The organism is Pectobacterium sp. S5, assembly GCF_051707265.1.
Classification (GTDB): Bacteria; Pseudomonadota; Gammaproteobacteria; order Enterobacterales; family Enterobacteriaceae; genus Pectobacterium; species Pectobacterium polare.
On record NZ_JAULSZ010000005.1, the window covers coordinates 108011 to 120909 of the forward strand.

At 53.8% G+C, this 12899-nt stretch carries 14 protein-coding genes; 6 read left to right on the forward strand and 8 right to left on the reverse strand.

The features are described from left to right. Positions 1–81: 81 nt before the first annotated feature. Positions 82–1194 (reverse strand): branched-chain amino acid ABC transporter substrate-binding protein, encoded by a 1113-nt coding sequence (locus tag QWJ20_RS17680; protein WP_095700964.1) that lies wholly within the window; start codon positions 1192–1194, stop codon positions 82–84. A gap of 404 nt (positions 1195–1598) precedes the next feature. On the opposite strand from QWJ20_RS17680, the gene panM reads away from it, so the two are divergent. Beyond that, positions 1599–2045, forward strand: coding sequence for an aspartate 1-decarboxylase autocleavage activator PanM (panM, locus tag QWJ20_RS17685; RefSeq protein ID WP_095700965.1), 447 nt, complete (start codon positions 1599–1601; stop codon positions 2043–2045). Positions 2046–2128: 83 nt separating this feature from the next. Here the strand turns inward: panM and rpoH are convergent, their stop codons facing one another. From rpoH to ftsY, 4 genes are all read right to left on the reverse strand, one after another. Continuing rightward, positions 2129–2986 carry an RNA polymerase sigma factor RpoH gene (rpoH, locus tag QWJ20_RS17690; protein ID WP_010681389.1) on the reverse strand — a complete coding sequence of 286 codons (858 nt, stop codon included), beginning with the start codon at positions 2984–2986 and terminating at the stop codon, positions 2129–2131. A 355-nt stretch (positions 2987–3341) separates the two neighbouring features. Next, a complete protein-coding gene (gene ftsX / locus QWJ20_RS17695) occupies positions 3342–4310 on the reverse strand; it encodes a permease-like cell division protein FtsX (protein WP_127157425.1) in 969 nt (322 codons plus the stop codon). After that, entirely contained in the window at positions 4300–4971 is a 672-nt protein-coding gene (gene ftsE / locus QWJ20_RS17700; protein WP_010306560.1) for a cell division ATP-binding protein FtsE, read from the reverse strand. The genes ftsX and ftsE overlap by 11 nt, the downstream gene beginning before the upstream one ends. Positions 4972–4976: 5 nt before the next feature. Continuing rightward, a complete protein-coding gene (ftsY, locus tag QWJ20_RS17705) occupies positions 4977–6443 on the reverse strand; it encodes a signal recognition particle-docking protein FtsY (protein ID WP_433993119.1) in 1467 nt (488 codons plus the stop codon). 349 nt (positions 6444–6792) lie between these two features. On the opposite strand from ftsY, the gene rsmD reads away from it, so the two are divergent. Together rsmD and QWJ20_RS17715 are read left to right on the forward strand one after the other, a co-directional pair. Further along, positions 6793–7368 carry a 16S rRNA (guanine(966)-N(2))-methyltransferase gene (gene rsmD / locus QWJ20_RS17710; RefSeq protein WP_010306568.1) on the forward strand — a complete coding sequence of 192 codons (576 nt, stop codon included), beginning with the start codon at positions 6793–6795 and terminating at the stop codon, positions 7366–7368. Positions 7369–7397: 29 nt separating this feature from the next. Further along, entirely contained in the window at positions 7398–7673 is a 276-nt protein-coding gene (locus QWJ20_RS17715; protein WP_162274786.1) for a DUF1145 family protein, read from the forward strand. Positions 7674–7676: 3 nt separating this feature from the next. On the opposite strand, the gene QWJ20_RS17720 is transcribed toward QWJ20_RS17715, so the two are convergent. Together QWJ20_RS17720 and QWJ20_RS17725 are read right to left on the reverse strand one after the other, a co-directional pair. Next, positions 7677–8036 (reverse strand): DUF2500 domain-containing protein, encoded by a 360-nt coding sequence (locus QWJ20_RS17720; protein ID WP_095993351.1) that lies wholly within the window; start codon positions 8034–8036, stop codon positions 7677–7679. Then, entirely contained in the window at positions 8036–8356 is a 321-nt protein-coding gene (locus QWJ20_RS17725) for a DUF1820 family protein (RefSeq protein ID WP_433993120.1), read from the reverse strand. Before QWJ20_RS17725 ends, QWJ20_RS17720 begins: the two co-directional genes overlap by 1 nt. A 191-nt stretch (positions 8357–8547) precedes the next feature. Here QWJ20_RS17725 and QWJ20_RS17730 point away from each other — a divergent pair, with 191 nt between their 5' ends. Together QWJ20_RS17730 and QWJ20_RS17735 are read left to right on the forward strand one after the other, a co-directional pair. Further along, complete coding sequence (locus QWJ20_RS17730) at positions 8548–9177, forward strand: lysoplasmalogenase (protein WP_433993121.1); 630 nt, start codon at positions 8548–8550, stop codon at positions 9175–9177. Between the two features lie 91 nt (positions 9178–9268). Then, complete coding sequence (locus QWJ20_RS17735) at positions 9269–11623, forward strand: zinc/cadmium/mercury/lead-transporting ATPase (protein WP_433993122.1); 2355 nt, start codon at positions 9269–9271, stop codon at positions 11621–11623. A gap of 49 nt (positions 11624–11672) precedes the next feature. On the opposite strand, the gene tusA is transcribed toward QWJ20_RS17735, so the two are convergent. After that, positions 11673–11915: a sulfurtransferase TusA gene (gene tusA / locus QWJ20_RS17740; RefSeq protein WP_012772835.1), complete on the reverse strand. Its 243-nt coding sequence runs from the start codon at positions 11913–11915 to the stop codon at positions 11673–11675. Between the two features lie 216 nt (positions 11916–12131). On the opposite strand from tusA, the gene QWJ20_RS17745 reads away from it, so the two are divergent. Continuing rightward, a complete protein-coding gene (locus QWJ20_RS17745) occupies positions 12132–12809 on the forward strand; it encodes a 7-cyano-7-deazaguanine/7-aminomethyl-7-deazaguanine transporter (RefSeq protein ID WP_039485298.1) in 678 nt (225 codons plus the stop codon). Positions 12810–12899 lie beyond the last annotated feature (90 nt).

A 12899-nucleotide genomic window follows, 5' to 3' on the forward strand; every position in this document is an offset into this window, starting at 1 on the left:
ACTCAGCGGGCGGAGAATGCTCTCCACGCCGGGAGGCAGACAACGGTGTCTTCACCCGTTACCCGCCTCCCGGCATGATGATTATTTCACTGCGCTGGAAGTACCGTCTTTGTGCCACTCAAATACGCCAAATTCAAACCCTTTCAGGTCGCCTTTTGCATCCCAGCTTAATGGTCCCATTACTGTATCCACAGGATTCGCTTTCAGATCTGCGGCCAGTTTTTCCGGCTCATCGCTACCGGTACGTGCCATCGCGGTGGTCAGCGATTGCAACGCGGCGTAGGTCGTCCAAACGAACGGACCGGTTGGATCCAGTTTCTTGGCTTTCAGCGCATCAACAATCGGTTGGTTAGCAGGAACCTGATCGTAACGCTTCGGCAGCGTCACCAGCATGCCTTCAGAGGCATCGCCTGCGATGTTGGACAGCGACGAGTTACCCACGCCCTCTGGACCCATGAATTTGGTGGTCATGCCAGCCTGACGCGCCTGACGCAGAATCTGCCCCATTTCCGGGTAGTAGCCGCCGAAATAGACGAAATCGACGTTCTCTTTCTTCAGACGCGCAACCAGCGTAGAGAAATCTTTATCACCCGCCGTCACACCTTCAAACAGCACAACATTCGCACCGGCTTTTTTCAGGCTATCCTGAACAGAGCGGGCCAGGCCTTCACCATATTGCTGTTTGTCATGAACCACGGCAATACGCTGCGGTTTGATGGTTTCGACAATGTATTTTGCTGAAGTTGGTCCCTGATCGGAATCCAGCCCCGTTGTGCGCAGCACCATTTTGTAGCCGCGCGTGGTTAAGTCGGCGTTGGTTGCCGCAGGCGTAATCATGATCACGCCTTCTTCTTCATAGATATCAGACGCAGGCTGCGTTGAGGAGGAACACAGATGGCCAATCACATAACGGATACCGTCATTGATGACTTTGTTCGCGACGGCAACCGCCTGTTTAGGGTCGCACGCGTCATCATATTCAACGCCAACCAGTTTGTTACCGTTTACGCCGCCTTTTGCGTTGATGTCTTCAATGGCCTGACGCGCGCCAATGAATTCCATATCGCCATACTGTGCAACTGGGCCAGACATGGCACCCACAACCGCAACCTTAATATCGGCAGCGCTGACTGCGTGACTCAACGCCGCAGCCATACAACCCATCAGCAATACTTTACCTTTACTGAATTTCATTCTTTTTACCCCATCTGTCATTATGGATATTGCCGAAAACCTGACCGCCTTCCGCCATAACCTGCTATTTTCTTATAAGTAAGAAAGGCTTAGGTTATTATTAGTAATGATTTCTAATAAGGCTTTATTTTTCATATTATTAAACAGGAATATTATGCTGCAAATCAACTCGTGCTGTCAGAAACAAGCGGAGCAAACAGCACAAAATGCCAGATGCAAAAACCAGCATTCAATTTATATATAGTCAGATATTCTGCTTTGTGCATTAATTGTTGATGGATTACTCGAAAAACAGAGAATGGGAAAAACATTTACCCTATTAACCATAACGATCAAATTACACAACTGTTCCACTACAAGACAACTACATTATTCTTCACTCATATGATGGAGTGCCGATAAAAATGAAACTAACCGTTGAATGCCTCACCCGATTCAGCCCTCAGGATAAAATTGATCTGGCAAAGATTTGGCCGCATCAGAACATTGATTTACTCGAGGAAGAACTCACACCCGATCGGCGATTATTTGCCGCCCGTTTTAACGATCGGTTATTAGGCGGCATGCTGGTCGAGCTTGAAGGAGAATATGCGGAACTGAGCGATCTCATGGTGCGGGAAGTCACGCGGCGGCGGGGCGTCGGGAAACTCTTGATTGATGAAGTGCGCCATCAACTTCCCGAGGTGAAAGAGTGGTGGCTGGCCACGGCCGATCATGCGGCGATCAAAGAGGAAGTGCTGGCGCGGTTTATGGTGTCCTGCGGTTTCTCACCGGTGTCCGGCGGCTGGCGCTATATTCGTAGAAAAGAAACGCCGTTGATTCTTGACCAACTCAACCCAGAGAAGCCATAAACCAAGCTCTGCGGACTGACATCAGACAAAAACAAAACGACCGGGCATTACCCGGTCGCTACAGAAAGAGACGATGAGAGCGATTAGGCTTCTATCGCCGCTCGCAGTTTTTTCATCGCATTCTTTTCTAACTGACGCACACGCTCTGCGGAAACGCCGTATTGATCGGCTAGCTCCTGCAAGGTGGATTTGTTGTCATCATCCAACCAGCGGGCGCGAATAATGTGCTGGCTGCGTTCATCCAGCCCTTCCAGCGCGTAGGTGAGTTTATCGGCCGCATGCGTTTCCCAGTTATCTTCTTCAATGCCATCGGCAAAGTCAGACGATTTATCCTGTAGGTAAAGCATCGGCGACATCGCCTTGCCGTCGTGCGAATCTTCTTCCGGCGTCGGATCGAACGTCATGTCCTGCGCCGCCATCCGGGATTCCATCTCGCGTACGTCTTTGCTGGTCACACCAAGCTCACGCGCGACAAGTTCGACTTCATCCTGGTTAAACCAGCCGAGGCGCGTTTTCGACTTACGCAGGTTAAAGAACAGCTTACGCTGTGCTTTCGTGGTTGCGACTTTCACGATACGCCAGTTACGCAGCACGTATTCATGAATTTCGGCTTTGATCCAATGCACGGCGAAAGAAACCAGACGCACACCAACTTCAGGATTAAAGCGACGTACCGCTTTCATCAGGCCGATGTTCCCTTCCTGAATCAGGTCCGCCTGCGGCAGGCCGTAGCCGGAATAGTTACGGGCAACGTGAATAACAAAACGCAGGTGTGACAGAATCAGGTGCTTAGCAGCCTCCAGATCGCCCTGATAATGCAGCCGTTCAGCCAGCGCCCGCTCTTCCTCCGCCGTCAGCATCGGATAGGCATTGGCGGCACGAATATACCCTTCCAGACTGCCCTGGGGAACTAAGGTGAAAGTTTGCATATCTTTGGTCATTCAACCCTCTCAGTTGCTCTACTCGTCATATTGCAGTCGGCTATCTTAGCACTGCTTCACCGCATCGTTTTGCGCGAAGATGGCAAAACACGGCACCTTAAAGCTTATTTTAAGAAAAACCTTAAAACCAGATTAATCAAATCCTAAAATCTGTCTATTCAGACTGTGATTCCGCTCGCAAGTTCCTCTCATTTTATTCACCTCATGCCAGAGATCAAGTAGGGGAAAAGCGCGTTACTAACACACGAGAAACCAAGGGGAAAACACAGCGGGAAGAACAAAGAAGAGATGTCGCTGAGGAAATTTCCCCTGCAATACGGTCTGAATTACAGGGGATAATTATACCAGAAAACGCTTACTGTGGTGTAAAGCGGCGTAAATGTTGCACCGTTGCCAGCCAGGCGGCCAACCAGCCAATCATGCCGGCGATTAACAGCAGCAGCAGAGATTCATCCCAGCTCAGCCCTTTGACGGCAAACGTCGTACCAAAAACAGCGGCAACCTGCGCCACCACGGCATCCAGCTTCCAGACCAGCGCCTGCGATAAAATCAGCGACAGTACCGCGCCGCCCACGCCCATCGCTGCCCCACCATTCAGGAACGGACGCAGAATAAAACCGTCCGTCGCACCGATCAGCTTCATCACGTTGATGGTTTCGCGGCGGCTGAAAATACTCAAACGCACGCTGTTGCCGATCACCAAGAAGACGGCGACGATCATCAGGACACCAATCATCGCGGAAATTTGCCCGACCAAATTGGTCAATGCCACCAACCGCGCAAACCAGCTATCGTCCATCCGTACTTCATCCACGCCCTGCGTTGCCGCCACTCGGTCGCGCAACGTCGTCAGCGTGGTGGAATCCTGAAAACTCATTTTCGGCGTGATAATCGCTACAGCTGGCAGCGGATTCTCTTCCAGCATATCGAGCGCGCCGCCAAAACCGGACCAGTTGCGGAATTCGCCCATCGCTTCATTGCGCGACAGGTAATTGACTTTATCGACGCCGTCTTCAGCTTGAAGCTGCGTGATAACCGCCTGCGCCGCGTTGTCATCCAGCGATTTATCCAGATACACCGTCAGCTGAGGCGAGGGATACCACTGTGTGGCCGCCTGACTGACGTTTTTCCATACCAGATAGCAGATACTGGGCAACGCCAACGAAATAGCGATGACCATCACGGTCAGAAAGGTAGCCAGCGGCTGACGCAGCATATCAGCCAGCGTATTCGTCCAGGCATAGCGCCACTGTTCCTGCCAGCCGCCGCGCAGCGCTTTGGCTTTTGCGACAGGCTTTTTCGCGTTACGGACGTTATTCGCCATTGTGGTTTCCCCCCACCATGCGGCCATCCGACAGCGTCAGCACACGGTAATTACGGCGGGCGATCAGCCCAGTGTCATGCGTCGCCATCAGGACGGTAACGCCAACGCGATTGAATTCTTCAAACAGGCGCAAAATGCCTTCTGACAGTGCTTCGTCGAGGTTGCCGGTCGGTTCATCCGCCAGCAACACCGCGGGTTTGTTCACCACCGCGCGCGCAATGCCAACGCGCTGCTGCTCACCACCGGACAGCTGGATAGGATAGTTTTTCGCTTTATCCAGCAGGCCAACCTTGTCCAGCGCGGCGGATACCCGGCGACGGATATCCTCACTGCTGGCACCCGCGATGATGAGCGGCATCGCGACGTTGTCATAGACCGTGCGTTCCATCAGCAGATGGTGATCCTGAAAGATCATGCCGATCTGACGTCGCAGGAACGGGACTTCGCGTTTTTTCAGGCGGCTGATATTGTGGCCGCCAAACAAAATCTGACCCGCGCTGGGACGTTCAATGCCACAAATCAGTTTCAGCAGGGTACTTTTCCCTGCGCCGGAATGACCGGTCAGGAACGCCATTTCCGCTGGGCGCAGATGGAAATCCACCCCTTGCAATGCCTGACGCCCACCGAGGTAAGCTTTACTGACCTGTTCAAAACGAATCATCCGTTTTAATCCTCTCGGGCAAAAAGTGCCTCAATAAAATCGTCGGCCTTGAATGGCCGTAAATCTTCAATACCTTCACCTACCCCAATATAGCGGATAGGAATAGCGAACTGGTCGGCAATGGCGAAAATCACCCCGCCTTTCGCGGTACCGTCCAGCTTAGTTAAGGTAATACCCGTCAGCCCAACCGCTTCATTAAACAGCTTGGCCTGACTCACCGCGTTCTGCCCAGTGCTCGCATCCAACGTCAGCATCACTTCATGCGGCGCGTCTTCATCCAGCTTCTTCATCACGCGCACAATCTTTTTCAGCTCTTCCATCAGGTGCGCTTTGTTCTGCAAGCGACCCGCGGTGTCCGCGATCAGGACATCAACGCCGCGCGCTTTCGCTGCCTGAATCGCATCGAAAATCACCGATGCCGAATCCGCACCCGTATGCTGTGCCACCACCGCCACGTTATTGCGCTGTCCCCAGACCTGAAGTTGCTCGACCGCCGCCGCACGGAAGGTATCCCCCGCCGCCAGCATCACGGATTTGCCCTGCGCCTGGAACTGACGTGCCATCTTCCCGATGGTGGTGGTTTTACCCACACCATTAACGCCAACCATCAGAATGACATACGGCGTTTTGCCTTCGATATTCAGCGGGGCGTCCACCTTAGCAAGAATCTCCGCCATTTCTTCTTTCAGCTTCACAAAAAGCGTATCAGCATCTTTCAGTTGGCGGCGGCTGGCGTGCTCTGTCAGGCTGCCGATGATCTTACGGGTCGTCTCAACCCCGACGTCGGCAATCAGCAACTGTTCTTCCAGTTCGTCAAACAGATCGTCGTCGATTTTCTTACCGCGAAACAATCCGATAAATCCGGAACCGAGGTTCTGACGCGTTTTCACCAGACTGCGTTTCAGACGAGCGAAGAAACCTTCTTTCGTCGGACGTTCCTGCTCTTGCGCCACGACAGGCACATCGTCTGGCTGCACCTGTTCTGGTTCTTCGTATTCTTGCTCTTCCTGCTGCGCAACGTCCGGCTCTGCATCAACTACCGTCGCGCTTTCGGCGATCTCGGTCTGCACGATCGGATCGACAGTATCCCGATCTAGAACATCATGATCGTCAGTTGCGGAAATAGTGGGGGCAGAAGCGACAGGTTCAGAGGCAATAGGCTCAGAAACATTGGCTTCTGGCACAGCGACGGCCGGTTCGTCAACCGCTGCGGTAACATCACGCTCGGCGGCAGGTTGGATTAGCTCTTCCGCTTCAACCTTTATCTCTTCTTCAACGACAGGCGCTTCCGGCAGCGGTTTCTCTACCTGCTCCGGCGCGTGCTCAACGGTCTGGTGAGCCGATGCAGCAGCATCTGACTCCGCCGCTGACGGCTGTTCTTCAACAACTGGCTGAGGTTGCTCTTGTTGTTTTTCTTCCTGTTTCCCTAATCCCAGCCAGGAAAAAAAACCGCGCTTCTTTTCTTTTGACATGTGCGATCGCGCTCCACGCTGCTCACCGCAGCGAATCAATCAATGAAAATCATATTTAAACAATAAGTTTAACACTTTCCTGCCGACAGCAACACGCAGCCAACGGGGGCAATGACAGACAATTCTCGGTGCTGCCGACAATCTTCGTAACGAAAGGCAATGTCCGTAACGAAGTGTGTCAAACGCCGCGCGTTATCGAAAGCCCGCAGACAGCACAAAATTTTGGGTTAAGCGCTTTAACGTCCATCTTAACATTCCCTCTACACGTAACCGCCGCTAGAATAGCGCCAGAAATTTCCTGCCCGCATCCACACCACGATGATGCGGCACAACAATAACCCTGTGAGCTATGGCTAAAAAAAATGCATCGTCAGCCGCCGGACAAATCCGAATCATCGGTGGTCAATGGCGCGGCAGAAAACTTCCGGTTCCTGATAGCCCCGGTTTACGCCCCACCACCGATCGCGTGCGGGAAACGCTGTTTAACTGGCTGGCTCCCGTCATTCAACAGGCACGCTGTCTGGACTGCTTTGCTGGCAGCGGCGCGCTCGGGCTGGAAGCCTTATCCCGTTATGCCGCACACGCCACATTATTGGAGATGGAGCGTGCAGTCGCGCAGCAGTTAACGCAAAATCTGGCGTTGCTTCGGGCGGAAAACGCCGAGGTAGTCAATACTGATGCCCTGAGCTGGCTGGCGAAGCCGGGTACGCCGTTTGACGTCGTGTTTCTCGATCCACCGTTTCGCAAAGAGCTGCTGAACAATACGCTTGCCCTGCTGGAACAACAGGGTTGGCTGGCACCCGACGCGTGGATTTACGTGGAAACAGAGGCGGAAAATGCGCAGCTGACTATCCCGGAGAATTGGCAACTGCACCGTGAGAAAATTGCGGGTCAGGTCGCCTACCGTTTATACATTCGTCAATGATCTTCGCAGCAACGTAAGGGTAAGAGATGATTTTGATTAACCTTGGCAGGCTATTGATGCTGGGCGTGTGGGGATTTTTGTTGCTTAACCTGATTCAGCCATTCCCTAAGCCGTTGAATATCTTCATGACCGTGGCAATGGTGTTTATGATCCTGATGCATGGTTTTCAACTGCTGCTGTTAAAATCCAGCCAGCCGAAAGACAGCCCCGCGCTGAGCCGCGCGCTTCAGGCACGCATTTTCCTTTTTGGCGTGTTTGAACTGCTGGCGTGGCAGAAAAAGCAGCCTAAGCCACCGAAGTCGTAATCACTACTTCTGCTGGGGCACAAAGCGAATAAAGCGTGTGCCCTTTAGCTGCAACGACCCCTGCATGCCAGTATCAAGCTGGTGATAATCCGCGTTCTCAAGGCGCAGCGTGATGGTCGCGCCGCCAGTAATCGGCCTGAACGTGACCTCATAAAGCATATCCTCTACAACCATCACCTGATGTTCACGCGCCCGTCGACGGCTACGGGGAAATTCGCGTTTGTGTTTCACCTCAGCGGCCACGATCCGCAGCGGAGCCGCGTCATTCTGCGCTTCCCGCTGGCGTTGGCGTCGATATTGCCGCGCCGCAAGCACCAAAATCGCACCAACGGCCAAGGCCAACAGCCATGGAAAGTCATTCATCAGGGTTTCTTGCCGGGAAGATAAGGGAACGCGGTAACGTTATCGCCTAAATCAGAAATGCGGGCGCTGCCTTTTTCCGTCACGGCATCAATACGGATGATCGCCTGTAGAGGAATAAAACTGCGGCTAACGCCGGAGAATTCCGTTTTCAATTTCTCGGTTGACGGGTCAACCAACACCGTTGACTGGCTATCAAATACGAAGTCGGCAATTTCAACAAAACCGAACAGGCTGCTCTGCACCAACTCACGTACGTAAAGCTGGTAATTCTTACCGTTATTTATAAATTGAATACGATAAAGCGCGGATTCATTACTCATTCAACACAATGCTCCCTTCTAGACTTCACGGCGCCCATCTACAATAAAAACAGGCGATAACATAACATGAAGCTCACAGAAGTCGCATCCGTCTCACCCCGTGTTGTTTAACTTCCCCACAATCCCCTACACTGAACAAAGAACGGTTTATTTTTATCCTGACACAAACAAAAACACAAAAAGGACACGCTATGCTTTGGTCATTTATTGCTGTGCTTTTTTCTGGTTGGTTGTATGTGGACGCCAGCTACCGTGGTCCAACGTGGCAGCGTTGGTTATTCAAACCGGTCACGATGCTACTGCTGCTGGCGCTAGCCTGGCAGATGCCGCTGCTTGGTGTGCCGGGCTATCTGATTGTGCTGGGGCTGCTAGCCACACTGATCGCAGACACCCTGCTGTTGCTGCCGACTCAGCGCCTGCTTTACGCATTTGGCGCTTATTTCCTCTCCCATCTGCTGTACACCATTAGCTTTTTTACCGGACAGATGTCGCTCACGTTCTTCTGGCCGCTGGCATTAACGCTCGTCATTCTGGCCGCGATCCTGATCGCCATTATCTGGGGACGGTTGGAAGCACAGCGCTGGCCCGCTTGCGCATTTATCATCATGACGACGCTGATGGTCTGGATTGCCGGCGAGCGGTATTTTGCACTGGGGACAAACGCGAATTTCTCCCTGCTGACGGGCACCGTATTGCTGTTTATCGCCCATGCGACCTGGCTGATTCACCATTACCGTTTTCCGTTCCGCGCCCATCAGGCGATTGTGGCAGCGGGTTATTTTGGCGGCCATTTCCTGATCGTTCGCTCCCTCTATTTCTGACGTTCGTGGCGCTCACGAAAATCTGGCTAAGCATTGAGCGGCGGTGTAAAGTTCCTGATGAGAATGTAAGTCACTAACAATGGAGGAAGATATGCACTCTCATCAGCACCACCACAGCTCTGAGAAATCAGCCTGCTGCAATAACAGCGTTCACCACGCGCCACGCAGCGCCAAAAGCTGCTGCAACGAGCACACGCAGCATTCAAACCACGCCGACCACAGCTGCTGTTCAACCAAACACACGTCTGACGCTGTAGTGCAAAGCGCGTGTGGCACAGATCAGTCATCGTCAGACAGCGGCGGTAGCGCGGATTCAGACGATCCCGACGACGGAGACAGCGACAGGCCCCGATCCCACCAGCGTTTCAGTTGGAAAATCAGCGGGATGGATTGTCCCAGCTGCGCACGAAAAATCGAAAATGCAGTAAAAAATCTCACCGGAATTGAACAGGCCAAAGTGCTGTTCGCCACCGAAAAATTGGTTGTTGATGCCAACACCGATATTCGACTTCAGGTTCAACATGCCGTTCAGCAAGCGGGTTTCACCTTGCAGGACACCGCACTCCCCCTCGCTCCACCCGACACCTCGACCGTACGTCACTTCGTACATGAATATGGTTTCTTAATACTTTTCACTCTGCTGGCTGCTGCGAGCTGGGGACTTTCCCTGCTAAGCGAGCGTGGCGGGCAGATCGCGTTTATCGCGACCACCATCATCGGGCTGATTCCGATACTGAAGAAAACGGTGCAGCTCATTCGCACGGGTACGCCCTTCGCGATTGAAACGCTGATGAGCGTCGCTTCCATCGGGGCGCTCTTGATTGGCGCCACCACCGAAGCCACCGTCATCCTGCTGCTGTTTATGTTGGGCGAACATCTGGAATCTTACGCGGCAAACCGCGCAAGACGGGGCGTAACGGCGCTGATGGCGCTGCTTCCCGAAGATGCTACGGTCGTCGGCAACGGGCAGCGACGCCTCGTTCCCGTTGCCAGTTTGGTTCCCGGTGACGTGATTGAAGTCGCGCCTGGTGGACGACTCCCCGCCGATGCCGAGCTTTTGAACAGCGACGCCAGCTTTGATGAAAGCGCGCTGACCGGTGAATCGGTTCCCGTTGAGCGTACGCCGGGTGAGAAAATTGCCGCAGGCAGCCTGTGCGTCGATCGGGTCGTGCAGCTGCGCGTGGTGTCACAGCCAGGCAACAGCGCTATCGACCGCATTCTGCAACTGATAGAAGAAGCGGAAGAGCGCCGTGCGCCGATAGAACGCTTCCTCGATAAGTTCAGCCGTTACTACACGCCAGCCATCATGCTGCTGTCGCTGCTGGTGATTCTGGTACCGCCGTTGCTGCTGTCGCAGCCGTGGCAAGAGTGGATTTATCGCGGCCTGACGCTGCTGTTAATTGGCTGTCCGTGTGCGCTGGTGATCTCAACGCCTGCGGCGATTACGTCTGGGCTAGCCGCCGCAACGCGTCGTGGGGCGCTGATTAAAGGCGGTGCGGCGCTGGAATCGCTCGGCAGCATCAAGACCATCGCGTTTGATAAAACGGGTACGCTGACGGAAGGCAAACCGCAGGTGACGGACGTATTGCCCGCCGCGGGCGTTAGCGCAACGGCACTGCTGACGCGCACTGCTGCGGTGGAATCCGGTTCACACCATCCGCTTGCCAAAGCGATCATCCAGCATGCGCGATCCAGCAGCACGTTCCTGCCAATGGCGGAAAACCGCAAAGCGCTGGCGGGAGTCGGCGTGGAAGGCACGATAGGCGGCAAGCGGATTCAGGTCAGCGCGCCGACTCGCGTCGCGCCCGATCTGTTTGATGCCGACTGGTTGCAACGGGTTGAGGCGCTGGAAAACGAAGGGAAAACCGTCGTGGTGGTGCAAGAGGACGATAACCTGCTCGGCGTGCTGGCGTTGAGCGATACGCTACGCCACGATGCGCGTGAAGCGCTGGATGCTTTGCAGCAGTTGGGGATTCGTGGCGTCATGCTCACGGGCGATAATCCCCGCGCAGCAGCAGCGATTGCGGCAACATTAGGGATCGATTACCGCGCCAGCCTGCTCCCTGCCGATAAGGTCACGGCAGTCAGCGAATTGAGTCAGCAGCATCCCGTGGCGATGGTTGGCGACGGCATCAACGACGCACCGGCGATGAAAGCCGCAACCATCGGAATTGCGATGGGAAGCGGTACGGATGTGGCGCTGGAAACGGCCGATGCAGCCTTAACGCACAGCCGCCTGACCGGGCTGGCGGCGATGATTAGCCTGTCGCGGGCGACGCAGCGCAATATTCGCCAGAACATTACCATCGCACTGGGGCTGAAAGCCGTCTTTCTCGTCACCAGTATTCTGGGTATTACCGGGCTGTGGCTGGCCGTTCTGGCGGATTCCGGCGCAACCGCGCTAGTCACCGCCAACGCGCTGCGGCTATTGAGAAAACAGGACTGATCGCAGTCTACGGCGCTCGGTTCAACGCCGCGTGCCGTAATGACGAGTATTAACCTTTGCGCAGCAGATACCGATAGGGAAGCTGTTCGGTCTCCTGCGCCAGAAGCTCATGCTCCATGAACACACAAAAACCGGGAATATCGCGGGTGGTGGCCGGATCGTCGGCAATAATCAGCAGCGTTTGCCCGGTTTCCATCTGGCGTACTGTCTTACGCACCATCATTACAGGCTCAGGGCAGCGCAGTCCCTGTGCATCAAGGGTTTTATCCGGGTTGGTAAAGGGATCGGTCATCAACGTTCTCAGTACAGGAATCAAAAAACCGCCTTAGTTTACGCTGAGGATTTCCCGACGCAAGCGACGACAACGTTTGCGCATAAAACAACCATCTTTTCCTCGTAAAACACATTGCATTAACGAAGCAATTGCGTATTATGCCGCCGCGTTGCAGCATAAATCTGCACGTTATCTCTTGGGTTCCCTAACCCCAATAACCAAAAAGGTCACATCATGTATCGTTTTACTCCCCAGCAGCGGCTTACGGCGCTGATCTGGCTATCGTTGTTCCATGTCCTGATCATTACGTCGAGTAATTATCTGGTCCAGCTTCCGGTATTGATTTTCGGTTTTCATACCACCTGGGGCGCGTTTACCTTTCCGTTTATTTTTCTGGCAACTGACCTGACGGTACGGGTTTTCGGTGCGCCGCTGGCGCGTCGTATTATTCTGACCGTGATGGTGCCTGCGCTGGTGATTTCCTATCTGGTGTCGTGCCTGTTTTATCAGGGATCGTGGCAGTCGTTCGAGGCATTAAGTCAGATAAATATCGTCGTGGCGCGTATCGCCTGCGCCAGCTTCATGGCTTATGTTCTTGGCCAGATTCTGGATGTTCACGTCTTCAACCGCCTGCGCCAGAAACGCGCATGGTGGGTCGCGCCGGCTGTGTCGACCGTGTTTGGTAATTTCAGCGATACGTTGGCCTTTTTCTTCATCGCGTTTTACCGCAGCACCGATGCCTTCATGGCGGCAAACTGGGTTGAAATCGCGATGGTGGATTATGCCTTCAAGCTGCTGATCAGCCTGGCATTTTTCCTGCCGATGTACGGCGTCATGCTGAACATGGTGCTCAAACGTCTGAGCGAGCAGAAAGGCACACCCGACTATCACTCCGTCAGCAGCCACCATTAATGCCAATCGGGCGGCCATTTGCGCCGCCCTTTCTCCCACAGTCACTCATCGTTTTGTAAAAATAACGCAGGTACTAACAACGGTTTGCAA